The sequence below is a fragment of the Ezakiella massiliensis genome (genome assembly GCF_059862345.1).
Map to the genome: position 1 here is coordinate 58,315 of NZ_JCBCEO010000002.1, position 19,774 is coordinate 78,088.

A 19,774-nucleotide genomic window follows, 5' to 3' on the forward strand; every position below is an offset into this window, starting at 1 on the left:
CTTCGTGTAATTAAGATTATAACACCAAAAGACAAATAAAAAAAGGGATTTCAATCACAGAAAAATACATGCGTGTGCATTGGAAAAATTTTGTTTGATTGGTTGCGGGAATTTTGGCAAAAAAATTTTTTGCTTGCAAACAAAAACGAGGCGGAAATTTCGCCTCGCTCAATCTTTATTTTTATTTTAAATACTCCAAGACCCTAATGGCCAATTTTTCCCAGGAATTTTTGTCGATTTCCTCTTGGATGTCTGCCGGTATCTTGTAGCCGGCTTTTATTTTTTCGATTTGCTTGATGATATTATTTGCCAGGCGTTTTTCATAGGCTGGTACATCCTCTGCAACTGGCTTGTCCAGGTCGTAAATCCTTGGGAGCTCTGTGTACAAGATTACGCCCGAATCATTGACCTTGTCACCCAATTGATTTTTTAGGCCAGCTATATCAGATGTAACTGCAAGCTTGCCGCAGGCCAGGGCCTCGATTGCAATGAGTCCCAGGGCCTCATAATATGAGGGCAGGACAAAGATGTCGGAGTTTTTTAATTTTTCCGCCATTGTCTTCTGGGTTTGGGAATTGTAGACAAAGAGTTTGTCAGAATTTTTTGCATTAGCAAATAATTTTTCTCTTTGGTCTTCGTTTGCGTGGCCAACCAGGTGGAGTTCAACATCTGGATGGGCTTCTTCTATATATGGAAGGGCACCTGCAAGAGCAAAGACGCCCTTGGATTCGGAAATCTTTCCTGCGTACATAATTTTTATAAAATCGCGTGGCTCAGCCTTGTAATTAGTATTAAAAATATTTTGGTTGAAGCCGCCGCCAATCAAAGTGATTTTTTCTTGTGGTATATCAAATATTGCGGAAATTTTTGCATCCTCGCCCGGTGCAACTGTGAAAATCCTCTCGAGTTTTGGAATGTTGGGCAGCATCTTTTTAAATTTTTCGTGCTGGCCAATTTGCCTGAGGTCGGTCCCGTGACAAAAGGCGTAGACCTTTTGGTCGGCAAAGACTTCCTTGACCAGATTTGTCACCAAAAATAAGTGGTGGGAGATGATTATATCTGGCTTTAAATTTTCCTTGATGTAAATTAATTTTTCCCTGTAAGCGTCAAGGACCTTGTCAAACATCTCGTCTGTGGCTTCGGAAAAGATTGTTGAGTCATAGGGCATGACGTCGGACATTCCCATGATTGGGAAAGGCAGGCGGTCGGACTTAAATTCCACTTCAAAGCGCAGGTCTGATTTTGGGAAATCAAATTCCCCTTGATTTGCATAAAGCATTATATTTTCGTGGCCGTGCTTGTCCAGTTCTTCAATTAAATTCGTATAGTAAACTCCAGACCCTGTTTTCATTGGCAATTGTTGGAGCACGTGTAAGATTCTCATAAGTCCCTCCTCTTTATTTTAATATTTATTGTGTCGCCGATCTTGTAATCGGAATCGCGATTTAAAAATATGGTTTCCAGTTTGTGGCCTTGGTAGTCCAGTGTTAGCTTGGAGATTTCCCCCTGGTAAATCAGGTCAATAATTTTTGCAGGTTCGCCGTCATCAGCGATTGTAATGTCTTCGGGGCGGACATAAGACGAATCGATCCGCGATGAATCGCCGATGAAATTTAAAACAAATTCATTGGCTGGGTGCTTATAAATTTCCTCGGCTGTCCCGATTTGCATAATCTCTCCCTTGTTTAAAAGCATAATGTTGTCAGAGATTTCAAAGGCCTCTTTTTGATTGTGGGTGACAAAGATTGTCGTGATCCCAAATTCGTGCTGGAAGCGTTTGATCTCCGACCGCATTTCCACTTGGAGTTTGGCGTCAAGGCTGGAAAGGGGTTCGTCCAGTAATAAAAGTTTTGGTTCGACAATCAAACTCCTGGCGATTGCCACCCTTTGCTTTTCTCCGCCCGATAGCTCGTGGGGCTTACGCTTGTCGTAACCGGTAAGTCCAACTTTTTCAAGCATGTCCTTGCCTTTTTTAATCCGAGCTTCCTTGTCGAAGCCGCGGAACTTTAAACCGTAGGTTACGTTTTCCATTATAGTCATATGTGGAAAGAGGCCAAATGATTGAAAGACTGTAGAGACTTCTCTTTCTTCGGGCGGTAGATGTGAAATGTTTTTCCCGTCCAAAAATATGTCGCCGTCAAATTTTATAAAGCCGCCAATGGCCTTTAGGATTGTGGACTTTCCGCAGCCCGATGGGCCCAGGAAGCACATGAGTTTGCCGGCTTCCAGTTCAAAGGACACGTCCTTGATGGCGTATTTGTCCCCGTATTTTTTTGTTAGATTTTTAACTTCTAGAAACATTTGTCCTCCTCATCCAAAGTCTGTAAAGTCCGTTTACAGTCAGGCAAATAACGATAATCAATAGGGCTATAACCGCGCCCACATTGTACTTGGCGGATTGAATTACGTCGAACATGACCAGGGTCAAGACTTTTTGGCCCGGATAAATTAAAAATATAATGGACCCTATGGTGGTCATGGTTGTGGTAAAGGCGTTTACAAAGCTAACGCTAAGGGCCTCACGCGAAAGTGGGATGACCGCGTCTTTGATTTCGTCAACACGCGATCCGCCCAGGTCACGGATGGAATTTAAGGTGTCGGTTGAAATTCCCTCCATGGCAGCCACGCCCATGCGTGACGAAAATGGCAGCTGCTTAAATAAAACGTTCAAGACAACTATGGTCGCCGTCCCCGTTAAAACCAGTGGCGGATTTTTAAAAGCCAGTATATAGCCCAGGCCGAAAAAAGTTCCTGGAATTATATATGGGAGATTTGCAAAGAAATCTACGTATTTCATGACCCTCATCTTTCTAATTTTTAAATAATAGCCGATGAGAAGTCCAATTATCGACCCAAAGATTGCAGAGATCAGCGAGTAGACGACCGAACGAATTGCAGTTCCCGTTATATATGGCCGGGTCTCCACGAAGTTTTCAAGGGTAAAGTACATTTGCCCTTGGTAAAATTTGGTGAAGGCCGACATGACAATTGCCGCGTAGAGAATTGTAACGGCCAAGAGGAAAAATCCCGAAATGGTCAGGAGCAAATAATAAAGACTGCCTGATTTTTTTATCTTGATCTCCGAGGTCGAAGTCACGCCAGCAGCCGTCGGTGCCATGGACTTGAAGTCCCTCCCGTAAAATAAAAACATGAGTAGGGATGGTATTAACAATAAAACATTGATTGCAGAGGCCTTGGCTAAATTGCCCTCAGCTATAACTGCAAAATAAGATTCGACCGCCAGCACATTGAAATTGCCGCCGATAATGGCAGGCGTGCCGAAGTCTGCGATTGACCTAAAGAATGATAAGAGCACGACAGCCTTGAGGCCGGGCCTGGCCGCAGGTAAAATAATATCCTTGATCAGGCTGCTCGTGTTGGCCCCCAGATTTCTGGCGGAATTAATTATGTCTTGGTCGATTGATTTTATAAATGAAAATAGAAGCAGGGAATTCAAAGATAAATTGCTGATGGTTTGCATCATGACAATCCCCCAGAGTCCGTAAGGGTTCATGGATAAGCCCAAAAGATGGTAGGTGATAGCCCCCCGCCTGCCAAAGAGATTTATAAAGGATAAACTCGTGACAAAGGGCGGCGAAATCAGGGTTATGCTAAGTAAAGTCAAAAGCACTCTTTGCATATTTTTGCTGGACAGGTAAATAATAATTGCCGTGGCGAGTGCCGACAGAGATGAAAAAAATGTAGTAAGTAAACCCATCTTTAGGGTGTTGGTTATAGTTTTGCCTTGGTTTTTAAAGAGGGTGACCATGGACGAAAAATCCAGGGAGTGGTCGGATATAATCGCCTCTTTGAAAACAAAAATAAAAGGAACAAGGATGAAAAGGACGACAGAAACCACCAAAAGGCTTACGATTAAATAATCTAATACTTGGAATAGCTGTCTTCTTTTCATACTTGCTCCTTCTTTTTCTCTTAAGCGAGATTAACTTTTATATTATTCTGTTTTTCCCTTGGAAATTTCAAGGAATTTGTCTAAGATGTTTTGTCTTTCGCTACCAAAGGTTGATAGGTCTTGTTTGATAAGCTTATCTTGTGGTAGGCCAAGTTCTAGACCCTTTACGCCCGGTTTAATAATTTGAGCTGAGTCTTTGCCGTCGAGTTCTGCAATCATTTCTTGGGCTTCTGTTGTTAGCATGAAATCTACAAATGATTTTGCAACTTCAACATTGTCTGAACTCTTGAAAATTGCAACTCCTTCTGGTACCCATGGAATACCGTCTTCTGGATAAATTACATCTAGGCCTTGTTCTTCAGCAACTTTGAAAGCACCGTTGTCAACAGGGATAATGCCGATAGCAAATTCGCCTGCTGCAGTTTTTTCTTGAGGGTCCTTGCCGCGTTTGCCGTAGAAGTCGATGTTGGCATTTAATTTTTCAATGTAATCCCAACCCTCATCACCAAACAAATCCAAGAGGCCTTTAACTACTGCGTAGTTGGTGCCTGAGATTGCTGGGTTTGACATGATAACTTCGTGAGCGTATTTTGGATCAGCAAGTTCTGCCCATGTCTTTGGAGCTTCAAGTCCCTTTTCCTTTAGAACATCTGGGTTTACAATGAAACCTGCAACTGTTAGACCCTTTGCAATCCATGCGCCGTCTGCATCCTTGTAAGCTGGATCAACATCGGCTGCGTTTGGTGAAATGTAATTTTCTAGTAGGCCGTCAGTTTTTGCAGCCATAAATGCGTCGAGTCCGCCGCCAAACCATAGGTCAGCCATTGGCTTGCCTTCAGCCTTTGTTCTGTTGATAACTTCACCTGATGACATGGAGAGGAATTCTACCTTGGCTCCTGTCTTTTCTGTGAATTTGTCGAAGAGCTTTACGTATTTGTCGCTTGTTGCAACAACGTTTAGTGTGCGACCATTGAAGTCTGGCCATTCGGCTTCTTTAGCTTCTTCTGTCTTTTCTTCTGGCTTTTCATCTTTCTTTTCTTCTGTTTTTTCTTCTGTCTTAGCTTCTTCAGCTGGCTTTGTTTCAGCTTTGTCAGCTGGTTTTTGGCAAGCAGCCAATGTTCCAGCTACAAAAAATACAGCTAGGATTAAGCTAAAAATTTTTAAAAATTTATTGTTCATTTTTTCCTCCTTAATATTTGGGTTTCCCCAACAAATGACCTATACCCTGTAAAATTTTTATTAATCATTTTATAAAAAAAATTAATAGGCGGACTTTTGCTATTGATAAAACTTATAGGCAAAAAGATTTTCTTTTGTGTTATAATATTAATAATAAGAAGAGAGGTGGCCATGGAAAAGGAAAATATAAATAATAAGAAAAATGGAAAAGTAATTTTAGTTGGTGCTGGACCGGGTGCAGTTGACCTGGTAACTGTAAGAGGGCTTAAGGCAATTGAAGCTGCAGACGTGATCGTCTACGATAAATATATAAGTGAGGAATTTTTATCTTTAAATCCGACCGCTGAAAAAATTTACGCGGGAAAAATTGGCGGTGGTGATTTTGTCCCCCAAGAGGAAATTTGTAAAATCCTCTATGACCAGGCGGCCGCTGGCAAAACTGTAGTCAGGCTTAAAGGCGGAGACCCTTTTGTCTTTGGTCGGGGCGGAGAGGAAGTCTTGTATTTAAATAAACTGGGCATCGAAACGGAAGTTGTACCTGGCATTTCGTCTTCAATTGCGGCTCTGGGTTTAAATAATATTCCCATCACCCACAGGAAGATGGCGCGTAGCTTTACGGTTATGACTGCCCACAGCTTGGGGCGGTCAGCCGACCACATAAATTTTGCCGCCCTCCATGAGCTTGGCGGAACGATCGTGTTCTTGATGGGGAGACGGGACAGAAAAAATATTGCAGAGAAATTAATTGAAGCAGGCTTTGACAAATCTTATCCTGCAGCCTTGATCTCAGCTGCAAGTCTGCCAGAGGAAAAAGTTATCAGGACAGATTTGATTTCCATTGTAGAAAAGGAATACGAAATCGATAGCCCTGCAATAATTGTCGTGGGCGAGGTTGTGAATGCCTTAGAAGATTAAAGCGGCTTGAAAAATACAGGCATAAATGATAATATAGAGATGGATAAGTTACTATAAAATAAAGAGGAGGAGAGTCATGGACTCAGGAAATAATCAATTAGCCGATCTTGGGCAATCATTTGCAATTATCCTAGGCTTTTTAGCAATCGTAATATGCTTTATACCTTCAGTATTTAGGTTGGACAGTTTGGGCTTTTTTCTGGGTCTAATCGCTTTGGTTATTGCTTTGCGCTCTTCTGAAAATCAACCATTAACTTACAAATCAAGGGCTGCAATAATATTATCAATAATCGGCATAGTTTTTTGTATGGTGTTTCCAGTTCTTACTTTGATATAATTTATGGAGGGTGATTTTTAAAAATGAAATCTAATAAAACTGATCCAGGAATCTGGTCACTTGTATTTGGAATTTTATCTGTATTTGCCTTTAGCTCTTTGTTCTCGACTGTACTAGGCGCTCTTGGTTGGACCATGGCCAGCGCTAACTTAGAAGCGGATTCATCCAGGGACATAGCGAGAGCTGGGCGGCTACTTTCTATAATCGGCGTCATAATAGGCATCGGATTAACTATTGCCTGTTTTACCATGCCTAATTCTAATTGCGGAAATTTAAGGAGGATTTTATGAAAACCAGACTTGCAAAGATAAATGACATAGACGAACTTTTGGTCTTGCAAAAGAAATTTCATGTGGACACCATTAGTCCAGAAGATAAGCCAGACGGCTTTGTTACAACGAAACTCACCGAAGACCAATGGAAGAGCTTGATTGAAGATGAAAAGGGTGTCAGCGTTTTGATTGACGAAGATAAGGACGACAAGATTGTCGGCTATGCCCTGGCAGCTTCTTGGGAATACTGGAAGGTCTGGCCTCTTTTTCATTACATGATCGATAGACTACACGAAGATACTTACAAGGGCGAGGTCATGAGCGTGGGAAATTCCTACCAATACGGACCCATTTGTATTTTAAAAGAATACAGGTCCACGGGCGCCTTTGAAAAATTATTTTTCTTTTCCCTGGCAACCATGAAGGATAGGTTTAAATACCTGCTGACCTTTGTCAACCAAATCAATCCCAGATCATACAATGCCCACACCCACAAGGTTGGCTTGGATGTGATCAAGGAATTTGAATTTAACAATAACAAGTATTGGGAACTTGGAACTACAACAGATAGGACGGAATAATGGCTAAAGAATTTGAAACACTAAAGGGAACTCACGACTACCTGCCCCACGAGCAGATGTTGAGAGAACACATAAAGGATATTTTAAAGAAAAATTTTGTTAAGTACGGCTTTCCTGCAGCGGAAACGCCAATTGTTTGCATGCTTGATTTGTTGACGTCAAAATATTCTGCTGATGCGGATATCTTGGACGAAATTTATCAGCTATCGGACCAAGGCGAACGGGCTTTGGGTCTTCGCTATGACCTGACCATTTGCCTGACAAAATTAATTTCATCTAACAGGGGGATTACACTTCCTTTTAAGCGCCACGAAATCGGCAGGGTCTACCGCGACGGCCCGGTAAAGCTCGGCAGGAACCGCGAGTTTACCCAGTGTGATGTGGACGCGGTCGGCATCTCATCCATGCTCCAAGAGGCAGAATTTATGAACCTGACCCACCACGCCTACAAGGACTTAGGTCTGGAAGTGGAAATTTTATATAATAATAGGAAACTTTTGTACGGACTCATAATTGAAACCCTGGGCCAAATGGACGAAGAGTCTTTAAGAAAGTGCATTATGCTGGTGGATAAACTGGACAAGATGACCAAGGAAGCTCTTGCAAAAGAATTTGCAGAATTGGGTTTTGGGGCTGACAAATTTGAAAATCTCTACGCGACTTTCTCTATGACCTATGATGAAATCAAAGACAAATACAAAGATTCGGAAGTCGAACTCTTGCAAGAGGGTTTGAAAGAACTCGACGAGCTCCATGCTCTAACAGTAAACACAGATGCCAATGAGTCCATGGCCTTTAAACCATTTTTGGCACGCGGCATTGACATTTATACATCCACAGTTTGGGAAATATTCTTAAAAGACCGGGTGGTAAATGGCCACGAATTCAACGTGTCATTGGGCGGTGGCGGCCGCTATGACAAGATCATCGGGACCTTTATCGACGACGGCAATGAATATCCAGCCATAGGCATGTCCTTTGGACTCGATGTAATCTATGAAGTCCTAAAGGCCAAGTCAGAAGGTGAAAGTGAGGCGCTTGTCGACCTCTTTATAATCCCAATGGACACCCAAGTGCCAAGCTTTATCCTGGCGGAAAATCTCCGCAAGCTCGGCCTCAAAGTCGAAATAGAAAAAGTCGATAGAAGGGTCAAGAAATCCATGAACTACGCCAACAAAGAAGGCATTCCATTTGTAACAGTAATCGGCGGTAATGAGATTGAAAAAGGCCAGATTTATATTAAACAGATGGAGACGGGCGTGGAAATGATTAAAAACATCGACGACTACGAAGGCATCACTCAATTTATTTTTGGTTAAAATTGCGACTTTTTGCAGTGTTCGACATTTTGCTCATTCCGACGTACCCTCTAGTACGCCTCATTCGTCAAAATGTCTCAGCCTACAAAAATTCATCAATTTTTCCTCAAAAATAATATGTAGAAAAGCTTACGTTAAAAAACAAATGTAGAAAAATATTTATTGAATTATAAAAATCAAAACAAAAAATACGCGAAGCGTTGTAGGGGCTACCTTTATGGTAGCCATATTTTTTGTTTTCATTTTCTAATTAGACTCTGAATTTTTTATGGACATGTGGGGGTCGATAGGACAAGTGGGTATATATAAACAAATAGTCATTCGTAAATGTAATTTTATACTTATTTGGGGGGATATGATGAAAGGTTTTGTTAATACTGCGATTGTGATTAGAATTTTGAAAAAGATTTTTTGGATAATTTTAATATATATTTTGGTCGCGGGGATTTTTTCTTATTTTATTCCGGCTAAAAACCACCCACGGACTGAAGCGGCTTTGCAGATGGCAGATGAATGGGAGGCGGCAGGAGAAAATTCAATAAGCCCTGACCGAGTCAAGGCCATTGGCGATCCGACGGATGCACTTGCGGTTCGCCTGTCAATGATTCGAGCGGCCGAAGACTATGTAGATGTGGTTTACTATGCCATAGATACCGACGAATCGTCTCAGGCTTTTTTAAGTGAGCTGGTGGACGCGGCTGACCGTGGAGTAAAAGTTCGTCTCATGGTCGACGGCAAGATGGGCGGCTTACCCAAAAAATATAGACGGGCCCTGGCCAGCCATCCCAATATTGAATTTGGCCGCTATAATCCAGTAAAAATTTACAGGCCCTGGACACTTTTTGAAGGCCTCCACGATAAAATAATTTTGGTTGACAACAAGTACGCCCTGACTGGGGGCAGAAATGTTGGCGATCCATACTTTGCCCTGGCAAATCCATTGGCAGCTAACAAGCACGACAGGGATATTTTTATGGTCAAGGACTCGAGCGATGGACCTTTGAGCATAGTCGACGCCTTAGAGTCTTATTATGAAAATCTGTGGACCAATAAATTAAACAGGCAAGTGAGAGCCAAAAATACAGACTCAGAAAAAATTCAAGAGCTCTTGGCTGATGGCAGGAAATTTCTCGCTGACAAGGGCGACCTTTACGACAGACCTATTAGTGATTTTGTCGACTCTGCCTTTTCAGCTAAGAGGATCAAGGTCTTTCACAATCCACTAGAAGCACGCTTTGGCAAAAATGAAACCTGGGTCTTGGACGACCTCAAGGCTCTGGCCCATGAGGCAAATGAATCCGCCCTGGTGGAAACGCCATATACAACGGGGACAAAACCCATTATGGATTTTTTATCAGTCCTTGGTGAGAACCTAGACACGACATTCATTACAAATTCCCTTTACTCTGCCAACAACATAATGGCCTCGCCAAATTATCTTTTTCAAAGGAAAAAATTCTTGGCTACAGGCATAAACATTCACGAATATCTGGGCGAGGAATCCATCCACGGCAAGGCCCTGGTCTTTGATGATGAAATCACTGCAGTTGGGTCCTTTAATATGGACTCCCGGTCGGTAAATCTAAATACCGAAACCATGATTGTCGTCGATAGCCCAGCCTTCACCCAAGACTTTTTATCCCAAATACAGCCGACCCTGGACCAATCTCTACAAGTTGGATGGGATAATGAATTTGTAGAGCGAGAGGATTTTGATGAGCCGGAGGTGGAGAGGGGGAAGAAGACGAAGTTTTTCCTAGCTTATATTCTTTTTAGATTAATACAATTTTTTATATAAAAATTGACAACAAATAAAAAATCTTGCAGAACATTATGCCTGCAAGATTTTTTTAATTTGCGGTTAACTTCGCGACATTCTCGTGGAATTTAATCGGTTTGGCCGAAATAAATCGGCCGCTACATGACCGATTAAACTTTCACTTCGAATCTCATCAAAATTCCCTCGCAAATTATATCTGATTATAAAATTGATATTGTTCAGCACGTTTGCAGGGGCGACTTGCAGCCCTGCCCAAGAGAGCGAGTGATAACGATGCTCGATTGGTATGCAGTGACTCACGCAACTTGTTGTCCAATCGTTCGACCGTAGGGAAAAACGATTGGGTACAACAATCTGAGGAGAATGTGGACCGAAAAGTCTTGCCCGAATATATTTAATATTCAATAATTTTAACAATATACACAAAAAAATCTTGCAGAATACATTATCCTGCAAGATTTTTTTAATTTGCGGTTAACTTCGCGACATTCTCGTGGAATTTAATCGGTTTGGCCGAAATAAATCGGCCGCTACATGACCGATTAAACTTTCACTTCGAATCTCATCGAAATTTCCTCGCAAATTATATTATTAATCTATCTTTTTTAATTCTCTTAATTCCGCTGGGTAAATTGATGGATTTTTTTAGCTTAAAACATTTTGACGAATGAGGCGTACTATAGTGTACGTTGGAATGAGCAAAATGTTGAACACTGAAAAAAGCCGCAATTTAAACAAGGAATTTTAGAATTTGCTGTCGTCTACTTGGTCCAAATACTCGATTACTGGTGCAACCGTCTTCTTAATCGTTCCATCCACAAATGGGTTTTCCAGATTTGCTAGTTCGACTAATTGTAGGAATGGTTTTGTACCGCCAGCCCTGCATAGGTTTAGATAATCTTCCCAGGCTTTGTCGTGGTCTTCGCGGTCTTTCTTCCAGAATTGGAGGGCGCAAACTTGGGCCAGGGTGTAGTCTATATAATAGAATGGTACGCTGAATACATGGCCTTGTCTAAACCAATATCCGCCGTCTTCGAGGACTTTTACTCCGTCGTAGTCGCGGTGTGGTAAATATTTCTTTTCCAGTTCTCTGAAGGTTTTTCTTCTTTCTTCAGGGCTTACGTCTGGATTTTCGTAAACGAAGTGTTGGAATTCATCGATGAGGGCTCCGTATGGGAGGAAGAGAATTGCTCCTTGGAGGTGGGAGAATTTGAATTTGTCAGTTTCTCCTTCAAAGAAGAGTTCCATCCATGGCCAGGTGAAAAATTCCATGCTCATGGAGTGAATTTCTGCTGATTCCATGCCAGGCCAAATATATTCTGAGATATAATCGCGTGAATTATAAACTTGGAAGGCGTGGCCAGCTTCGTGGGTTAGAACTTCCACGTCGTGGGTTGTGCCGTTGAAGTTGGCAAAGATAAATGGGCTTCTCCACTTGGACATGTATGTGCAGTAGCCGCCGCCTGCCTTGCCTGGTTTGGAGTCAAGGTCAAAGAGATCGTGCTTTAACATAAAGCTAAAGAAGTCGTCTGTTTCTGGGCTGAGCTCAGCATACATCTTCTTGGCCTTGTCTAGGCACCAATCCTTGTCGCCGTGTGGTTTGGCGTTGCCTGATTCAAATTGTAGGCCTTCGTCGTAGAATTTCAATTCGTGGCCAAGGCGTTTGGCTTGTCTTTCGCGAAGTTTTGTTGCAAGTGGAACGATTTCAGAGATGATTTGTTCGCGGTAATTTTTAACATCATTTGCGTCGTAATCAACCCTGCCCATTCTCTTGTAACCGAGTTCTACATAGTTTTTGTAGCCCAGTTTTTTGGCCATAGAATTTCTAACCTTTACGAGTTTATCATAAATTTCATCAAGCTTTGCTGTGTTTTCGTCAAAGAATTCAGCTACCAGCTTGGTTGCTTTTTGTCTTACATTTCTGTCCTTGTCTTGGGTGTACTTGCCAAGTTGGGTGAGATTTAATTTTTCCCCGTCCCAATCTTTTTGGCAGGAGGCCAAGAGCTTTTGGTATTCGGTTGTGAGCTTGGATTCTTCTACCAAGTCGTCAACGATTTCGGGCTTGAATGTTAGAAGATCGTTTTCGTATTTTTGGAAGAGGTATTCACCGTATTTTTCTTCCAATTGATCTCTAAATTCTGATTCCAAGAAGGCTTTTTTGAATTCCACAATAGTTTTTTCTAGGTGTGGTGAATTTTCTTGGATAAATTCAATTTCTTTTTCGTAGTATTCGTCCTTGGTGTTGATTGAGTTTCTGATTGAAGCCAGGGTTGTCATGGAGTCTGCATCTGCCAAAGCGTGGGTGTAGACTTCATAAGCGTGGACAGCTTCGTCCACGTGCTTGGCGTTTTTGAGCTCTTCGATTTGAGCTTTGATCAGCTTGTCAATCTCGTCAAAATCCGGACGGACATATTCGTATTCTTCAAATTTTAATTCTAATTGTTCACTTAAGTTATTATTTTCCATATAAACCTCCTTTTGATTTACAAAATATTTATACCCCATTAGACTAAGATATAAAACGCTTTTCGAAATATTAATGGCCGGGGGAAATCGGTCGAAAAATTTTTCGCCTTCTGTTATAATATATATAGGTGATAAGATGACTTTATTGGAAATTTTGAGGGCAGAGAAGGCCAAGAAAATATCTGGCGGAATCTACCATAAGTTGCAAATTGAATTTACTTATCATTCAAACCGCATTGAAGGAAACAGGCTCAGCCACGACCAAACCAGCTATATTTTTGAGACTAAGGCACTAGGCGTGGACGAGGCAGTTAATGTTGATGATATTTTTGAAACTGTAAATCACTTTAAATGTATTGACTATGTGATCGACCATGCCATGGACGATTTGAACCAAGACTTTATAAAAACTTTGCACAAGCTTTTGAAGGTTGGGACAAGTCAGGCGGATGAGGACTGGTTTGCAGTCGGCGATTACAAGCATGTCCCCAATGAAGTTGGCGGCCGCGAGACCACAGCCCCCGAAGATGTAGAAGGAGAAATGAAAAAGCTCTTGGAGGCTTATGCCTGCATTTCCAAAAAGCCTTTTGAAGACCTGGTCTACTTTCATTACAAGTTCGAATCCATCCACCCCTTCCAAGATGGCAATGGGCGTGTGGGCAGGCTGATTTTGCTCAAAGAAGCCTTAAAGGAAAATATCGTCCCCTTTATAATAGATGAGGACTTAAAATATTTTTACTATCGTGGCCTGGCAAATTATAAGGAGGAAAAAGGATATTTGATGGATACTTGCCTGACAGCTCAGGATAAATTTAAAAAGTATTTGGATTATTTTAGGATTCAATATTAGGAGGAGAAAATGGATTATAAACTCAGCGAGAAAAAAAGAAAATTTATGATAGGCCTTTTAGTTTTTGTTTATTTGCTTGGCCTGGTTCCCATTATTTATTCTATTTTGGAATTTGTCTATGACAAGGACTTGTTCATGCCAACTTGGCTGACTGTTGTTTTGACTATTTTGGGTCAGGTCCTACCACTTGGATTTTATATTTTTAATTTAACTAGAGGGCTTGAGGGACAAGACGATAAAACGAGATCTATCTACTCCCTGTTTTTTATGGCGTCCATTCTTAACCGCAGCCTCTTATCTACCAGACCTTACTCTTATATTAAATACTTTGACTGCACGCCCCTTAGGGCATGGGCCAAGTATTTCTCTATGATATTATTCTTAATCGCAGCTGCACTTTTGGCTTGGATTTATGTTTTGATCAGGGACAAGAAAAATAAAAATAAATAATTTTTTCGCCAGCAGCCATGCTGGTTTTTTATTGTCGAAAAATATCTTGCAATCTGCTATAATAAAAGCAGGTGATAATATGGGGATTTTGTATATTGTGCCAACTCCTATTGGCAATTTATCTGATATAACTTTTCGGGCGGTCGATATTTTAAAGTCTGTCGGCTTTATTTACTGTGAGGACACCCGCCACTCGGGAATTTTACTTAAAAATCTGGGAATAAAAAATAAACTCCGCAGTCTCCACAAGTACAACGAGGCATCCAAGGTCGACGAGATCCAAGACCTCCTCGACGATGGTGTGGACATAGCCGTGATCTCAGATGCGGGCACTCCGGGTATTTCGGACCCATGTGAGCTCTTGGTTAAGTCCATTCAAGCGGAAGTCATTTGCCTGCCCGGACCAACGGCCTTTGTGCCAGCATTGGTTGCTTCGGGCTTAGATGCTGGTCGCTTTACCTTTGTGGGATTTTTGCCACAGAAAAAATCTGACCGCGACCGGGAGCTTGAAAGTCTAAAAAATATTTCCCATACACTTATCTTTTACGAGTCACCCCATAGGATTAACGAAACTCTTGCCGCCATGGAGGAAATTTTTGGCGACAGGAATATTTCTATTGCCCGCGAGATTTCAAAAATCTACGAAGAGCATATCAAAACGACTTTGCATGAAGCCAAGGACATGGAATTTCGTGGCGAGCTGGTCATAGTTGTCCAGGGGGCTGAGGAAAAAATCGAGGATTTTAGGGACCTGGCTAAACAATTGAAAGATGAAGGCTTAAGGACCAAGGATATTGTAAAAAAAGTTATGGAAAGAAATCCCGATGCCAAGAGAAATGATATTTATAATTACTTAATGGAGCTGGACCATGGAAGACAGGATTAGAGAATTTGAAAAATTTAATGAGACTTTGCGGGAAAAATATAAAAAAATCGACAAGGCGCATATAAAGGCAGACTTGTCTACGGTGGGCGAACTCTACCAGGCGAGGAAACTGACTGTAGAAGAACTTGGAGTTTATAAAGAAAATTCAATCGCAGCTGTAGACGGGTCTGTAAATTCCTTTGGCGGCGACGAACCAAATGTGATTTCACTTTTGTCGGCCTGCTATCTGCCAGATTTAAAAAGGGAAAGGCTTGAAATTAATAAAATCATTTCACCCCTTGCAGGCTCTTACGAAAATCCCAAGGACGAACTGGCAAGACTCGAAGTTCTGGTTGCCATCCAAGGCTTGGAGAAATTTAAATCTCACGCTCTCTTTATGGACGGCGGCTTTATCAGGTTTTTGACAAACGCCGAAGACGATTTCCACGACCTTGTCCAAGTGGCCAACAAAAATAAGTGCTTGGTCGTCGGCATTATCGAAGACATGAAATCAAAAGTGGTGGCCGAGTCCCTTGGCATTGACGCCTACGACCGAGAAATCGTTTTTGGCGCTTTGGATTATGGCCAGGCTCTCATTTTAAATTCCAAGCATAGGAAAAATACTGAAGTGGGGACTGCTTATATTCGTTCGGCCCTGAGCCCCCAGCCAATTGCAATCGACTACAATATTTCAGACGAGAAGAGGATTAGAGAGGCTCTGGATTTAATTTTTACCATGACGCCTGAGAGTGGGCGTGGCATTCCCTACATCATTGACATGGTGGACAAGTACGCGCGGATTACCGACCGCGAGCTGGAGGCCTTTATTAAAACATATATTGACGAGGACTTGAGACGGATTTATCTGGACCAAGCCAGAAAGAAGAGGTGGATGTAATGAAAGTTGCAGGCATGACTAGCCAAAGCGAAGCCTATATCGTGGATAACGAGCGGGCCATTCGCATCAATGAATATTTAAAAATTATCGACCCCAGCCAGGGGGCTCTCCTTTGCGAGACAATTGAAACCCATACTTACAATCGCTTTATGCCTTTGGATCCGGATTCGGACATGGCCGACAAGCGGGTTATGGAAAGTTTGAAGGAGCTGGGCTATGACCTGGACAACGAGAGGATTTACATTGCAAAGGTCCGCCTCTTAAATGAAGCGCCCTATCCAATTGAAACTGGGTCAGACGTGGTCGTGCCGACCTTTGATGAAGTAAAATCCATTTTGATTTCCACTTCCACAGACAAGGGACTAATCGTTGGCGCCATCAAAAACACTGACAACCTATATGCAGGTGCAGACGAAGATTTAAAAAACCTCTTTACTACTTACGAAGACGGCAAAGCGGTCGACCAATTTGAACTGCCAATGATTTTTGATTTATGGGCCATGAAAGACTATCCACACGTGGGCGTCTTTGGTGGATCTGGGTCGGGTAAGTCCTACGGATTACGGGTAATTTTAGAAGAGCTTATGCGCCACAGCATTCCGACAATTATTTCCGATCCCCACAATGAAATGACCTTTGAAAGTGACGACGGCCGTTTTGACGACGCTTATGAGGTTTATGAAGTCGGCGTGAATGCTGGCGTGGACTTTCGCGACCTGTCAGCCTTTGACTTGGTTTACCTGCTGCAATCGGCAGGAGGACTCACCGAGCCCATGAAGGCGGCCATTGAAAATATCAAAGAGCAAAACGAATCGATTGATTCCTTTAAATTTAAAATCTCATCCATGATCGAGCTCCTGCAAATCGGCGATGAAAATAAAATTGCCCAGGAAATTCAGGACCTGCGTGCGGCTGGTAACATTGCCGAGGCCAATACCCTTGACACAAAGCTGGCTTCCTACGGCAAGTATATAAAAACTTCCAACATAAATGTCCTAAAGGGCATTAGCTGGAGGCTGACCTCTCTTGACAAGACGGGGATTTTCGACACGGCATCAAGTTCTGTAATCGAAGATCTAAAATCGGGCAAGACCGTGGTCATCCAAGGGTCTAAACGCGTGCTCACAGTTTTTACAGCCTTTATCTTAAAGAAGACCTACAATTTGCGGAGGGAATATTTGGATGCCAAGATAAAATCTGACGCAGCTTATTTTCCGCCCTTTGTTTCAGTCGTTGACGAGGCCCACAACTTTGCCCCACGCGGCGATGAATCTCCATCCAAGTCCATTATTCGCGAGATCGCCCAAGAGGGCAGGAAGTACGGAGTCTTCTTGGTCCTTGCAACTCAAAGACCAAGCATCCTTGACGACACGTCGACAGCCCAGCTAAACACAAAATTGCTTTTCAGAACGACTCGTGAAACGGACATCAAAACTATTCGCGACGAGACCGATATTTCAAGCGAAGACGCAAAACGACTCCCTTATTTGAAATCGGGTAACGTTTTCTTCTCGTCGGCCACCATCGGCCGGACACTTTTTGTCCGCGTCCGCCAGGCTATCAGTCATCAACCCAAGAGCGAAAACCCCTTTGATGAACTTGAGGCGCACAGGGCCAAGACCACTGATAAAATTATTGATATTTTAAAAACATATTCGCCAATTAACGAAACGGATTATCTAAAGCTGATCGAAGAACTCGAAGATATGGGCATGTCTTACACGACAGACTCTTTAAAAGCCGAGCTCAATCGTCTGGTCCAAGCTGGATCCTTTGAAATGGAAGAGACGGTTTTTGGAAGGAGGTACACATGGAAAAATTAAATATCTTAGTCGCAACTGTTGAGGCAGTCCCCTTCGTGAGGGTCACCAACTCTGCGGAATTCGTCTACAATTCCACCCGAAAGTACAGGGAGAAAAACCACAACGCCAAGGTTGTCATGCCCCTTTACAAATCAGTCAAGGCCAAGTATTCTGATTCGCTTAGATACATTACAAATTTTATGGTGGACATCAATTCAGAAAAACACACGGCGTCCATTTTGACTTTGGATGTGGAAGGCGTGGAATTTCTATTTATAGATAGCGAGACCTACTTTAACCGCAACCGGGTAATTGGAGAGGTTGACGACTGCGAACGCTTTATATTTTTCGCCAAGGCCGTTGTGCAAATGATCAAGGAAATGGATTTGAAGACGGATATTTTAAACGCCAAAGACTTTGAAGCCGCATTAATTCCTGCCTATATTAAAAAACTCAGGCAAAACGACAAGTACTACAAAAATGTCAAGACCGTTTTGACCCTCCACGACATCAAAAGCCAAGGGATCTATCCCATTTGCGAAGCCGAAGCTATTGGCCTTCCCATGGAGATGGTGGGCGATTTCGACTACAAGTTTTATCAGTCGGTCAACTTTTTAAAGGCCGGCATCCTGGCAGCCGATTACATCACCTTCCCATCCCCAACTTTCAAGGAAGAATGCCAAACCCCATTTTATTCTGAAAGATTGGACGGACTTTTCAAGGCCAACAATTTTAAAATGGCTGGCATCTTGGATGGCCTAAATTATCTGCGCTACAATCCCGAAACTGACGGGTCATTATTTGCCAATTTTTCTCTGGAAAATTTGGAAGAACGCAAGGTCAACAAGCTTGGGCTCTTGAATTATTATAATTTGGAGGGCGTGGACAAGATGCTGATCTGTGTTATCGGCAGGATGATCAGTCAAAAGGGCACGGACCTCATCGCCGACAATTTGGATTATCTGATGGAGAAAAATATAAATATAATCTTTATGGGCACGGGCGACCCCGAAATCGAGGATACATTAATCGAATATCAAAATCGTTTCCCCGGCCGCATAGCAACTAAGCTTTATATGAACGAAAACGAGGCCAACAGGATTTTGGCTGGTTCGGATTTTTATTTGGCTGTACCGCGGACGGAAATCTCCGCCATCAACCAGCTCATCGCCATGCGCTATGGGTCAGTTCCAATCGTTCGCGAAACGGGAACCCTCAAAGACTCAGTCAAGGCCTACAATAAATTTTCCAAAAAAGGTCAAGGCATTTTGTTCTCTGGTCAAACCTCGAAAAACTTTAGAGAAGCCATTGATACCGCCTGCGACATCTACTTCAACAAGCCAGAAGTCTATGAGCAGATGCAGGTGAACTGTTTGGAACGCGACTCCAGGTGGGGGGTTACGACGGACACGTATCTGGAGATATTTAATGAATTGAAACACGAAATTTGTGGCTAAAACGGCGACCTTCGCTTGTTTCGAAATTTTTTTCACTGCGGCGTAGGGTTTACTACGCCTCATTCGTCAAAAAGTCTCAAGCTACAAAAATTCATCAATTTTCCCTCGTAAATCCACTGCCATAGAATGAATAAAGAGTGGATAAATTCGCACTATAAAATTTCTGTGACTAACGCGAATCTCATCCGTTTTTTTTCTCACAAATTCAGAGTGCTATAAAAATTAAGAGAATATAAAAAAATATCTTACGGCCATCATAGAAATTTCCTCGCAAATTTAAAGAGAGAAAGGTAAAATAATATTTAAGAACGTTGTAGGGGCGACTTTATGTCGCCCGAAAAGTGTAGCCCGAAAAGTCAAAAATTCATCAATTTTCCCTCGTAAATCATATGTATAAAAATATTCTTGTTTTTCATGTAGAATCTTACGGCCCTCGCAAATTTGCATTGTTGGATTAGACATAATACAAATAAAAAACAAATAAATAATAAAACATTTTAATCTTGCGGCTGATTCGATTAGCCGCTTTTTTGTGTAAATTATGCTGATTTGTCCTTATGTCCTAATGATGTGAAAAAATTTTTTCGAAAATCTTATATTTTTTTTCAAAAAACTATTGACAAATAATATAAAAAAACTTTATAATCAAAAAGCAAAAAATGTGGGGCAAGTTGATTGCCTTTCGCGAAA

General features: G+C 42.0%; 17 protein-coding genes. 12 read left to right on the plus strand and 5 right to left on the minus strand.

Going from position 1 to position 19,774, the window contains the following annotated elements:
- Positions 1–181 precede the first annotated feature (181 nt).
- The 4 genes from AC6FXG_RS03185 to AC6FXG_RS03200 are packed head-to-tail and all read right to left on the minus strand — an operon-like array spanning position 182 to position 5,092.
- Complete coding sequence (locus AC6FXG_RS03185; protein WP_500571538.1) at positions 182–1,384, minus strand: glycosyltransferase family 4 protein; 1,203 nt, start codon at positions 1,382–1,384, stop codon at positions 182–184.
- Complete coding sequence (locus AC6FXG_RS03190; RefSeq protein WP_500571539.1) at positions 1,381–2,301, minus strand: ABC transporter ATP-binding protein; 921 nt, start codon at positions 2,299–2,301, stop codon at positions 1,381–1,383. The genes AC6FXG_RS03185 and AC6FXG_RS03190 overlap by 4 nt, the downstream gene beginning before the upstream one ends.
- Positions 2,285–3,913, minus strand: a complete 1,629-nt coding sequence (locus AC6FXG_RS03195) for an ABC transporter permease (protein ID WP_500571540.1) — start codon at positions 3,911–3,913, stop codon at positions 2,285–2,287. The genes AC6FXG_RS03190 and AC6FXG_RS03195 overlap by 17 nt, the downstream gene beginning before the upstream one ends.
- Positions 3,914–3,955: 42 nt before the next feature.
- Positions 3,956–5,092, minus strand: a complete 1,137-nt coding sequence (locus AC6FXG_RS03200) for an ABC transporter substrate-binding protein (protein WP_500571541.1) — start codon at positions 5,090–5,092, stop codon at positions 3,956–3,958.
- Positions 5,093–5,263: 171 nt separating this feature from the next.
- Here AC6FXG_RS03200 and cobA point away from each other — a divergent pair, with 171 nt between their 5' ends.
- The 6 genes from cobA to AC6FXG_RS03230 all read left to right on the plus strand — a co-directional run bounded on the left by cobA (position 5,264) and on the right by AC6FXG_RS03230 (position 10,314).
- Positions 5,264–6,007 carry a uroporphyrinogen-III C-methyltransferase gene (gene cobA, locus AC6FXG_RS03205; RefSeq protein WP_500571542.1) on the plus strand — a complete coding sequence of 248 codons (744 nt, stop codon included), beginning with the start codon at positions 5,264–5,266 and terminating at the stop codon, positions 6,005–6,007.
- 76 nt (positions 6,008–6,083) lie between these two features.
- A complete protein-coding gene (locus AC6FXG_RS03210) occupies positions 6,084–6,344 on the plus strand; it encodes a hypothetical protein (protein WP_500571543.1) in 261 nt (86 codons plus the stop codon).
- A 23-nt stretch (positions 6,345–6,367) separates the two neighbouring features.
- Complete coding sequence (locus AC6FXG_RS03215) at positions 6,368–6,634, plus strand: hypothetical protein (RefSeq protein WP_500571544.1); 267 nt, start codon at positions 6,368–6,370, stop codon at positions 6,632–6,634.
- The gene (locus tag AC6FXG_RS03220) at positions 6,631–7,197 is read left to right on the plus strand and encodes a GNAT family acetyltransferase (RefSeq protein ID WP_500571545.1); all 567 of its coding nucleotides are present in this window, start codon (positions 6,631–6,633) and stop codon (positions 7,195–7,197) included. The genes AC6FXG_RS03215 and AC6FXG_RS03220 overlap by 4 nt, the downstream gene beginning before the upstream one ends.
- Positions 7,197–8,516 carry a histidine--tRNA ligase gene (gene hisS, locus AC6FXG_RS03225; RefSeq protein ID WP_500571546.1) on the plus strand — a complete coding sequence of 440 codons (1,320 nt, stop codon included), beginning with the start codon at positions 7,197–7,199 and terminating at the stop codon, positions 8,514–8,516. The genes AC6FXG_RS03220 and hisS overlap by 1 nt, the downstream gene beginning before the upstream one ends.
- Positions 8,517–8,874: 358 nt before the next feature.
- The gene (locus AC6FXG_RS03230; protein ID WP_500571547.1) at positions 8,875–10,314 is read left to right on the plus strand and encodes a phospholipase D-like domain-containing protein; all 1,440 of its coding nucleotides are present in this window, start codon (positions 8,875–8,877) and stop codon (positions 10,312–10,314) included.
- Positions 10,315–11,040: 726 nt separating this feature from the next.
- On the opposite strand, the gene AC6FXG_RS03235 is transcribed toward AC6FXG_RS03230, so the two are convergent.
- Positions 11,041–12,762, minus strand: coding sequence for a M3 family oligoendopeptidase (locus AC6FXG_RS03235; RefSeq protein WP_500571548.1), 1,722 nt, complete (start codon positions 12,760–12,762; stop codon positions 11,041–11,043).
- A gap of 136 nt (positions 12,763–12,898) precedes the next feature.
- On the opposite strand from AC6FXG_RS03235, the gene AC6FXG_RS03240 reads away from it, so the two are divergent.
- The 6 genes from AC6FXG_RS03240 (at position 12,899) to AC6FXG_RS03265 (ending at position 19,084) form a co-directional block, all read left to right on the plus strand.
- Entirely contained in the window at positions 12,899–13,612 is a 714-nt protein-coding gene (locus AC6FXG_RS03240; RefSeq protein WP_500571549.1) for a Fic family protein, read from the plus strand.
- 9 nt (positions 13,613–13,621) lie between these two features.
- Positions 13,622–14,062 (plus strand): hypothetical protein, encoded by a 441-nt coding sequence (locus tag AC6FXG_RS03245; RefSeq protein WP_500571550.1) that lies wholly within the window; start codon positions 13,622–13,624, stop codon positions 14,060–14,062.
- A 79-nt stretch (positions 14,063–14,141) separates the two neighbouring features.
- Positions 14,142–14,948, plus strand: a complete 807-nt coding sequence (rsmI, locus tag AC6FXG_RS03250; protein WP_500571551.1) for a 16S rRNA (cytidine(1402)-2'-O)-methyltransferase — start codon at positions 14,142–14,144, stop codon at positions 14,946–14,948.
- Positions 14,932–15,825, plus strand: coding sequence for a DNA double-strand break repair nuclease NurA (locus tag AC6FXG_RS03255; protein WP_500571552.1), 894 nt, complete (start codon positions 14,932–14,934; stop codon positions 15,823–15,825). Before rsmI ends, AC6FXG_RS03255 begins: the two co-directional genes overlap by 17 nt.
- Positions 15,825–17,648: an ATP-binding protein gene (locus AC6FXG_RS03260; RefSeq protein ID WP_500571553.1), complete on the plus strand. Its 1,824-nt coding sequence runs from the start codon at positions 15,825–15,827 to the stop codon at positions 17,646–17,648. Before AC6FXG_RS03255 ends, AC6FXG_RS03260 begins: the two co-directional genes overlap by 1 nt.
- Positions 17,636–19,084: a glycogen synthase gene (locus tag AC6FXG_RS03265; RefSeq protein ID WP_500571554.1), complete on the plus strand. Its 1,449-nt coding sequence runs from the start codon at positions 17,636–17,638 to the stop codon at positions 19,082–19,084. The genes AC6FXG_RS03260 and AC6FXG_RS03265 overlap by 13 nt, the downstream gene beginning before the upstream one ends.
- Positions 19,085–19,774 lie beyond the last annotated feature (690 nt).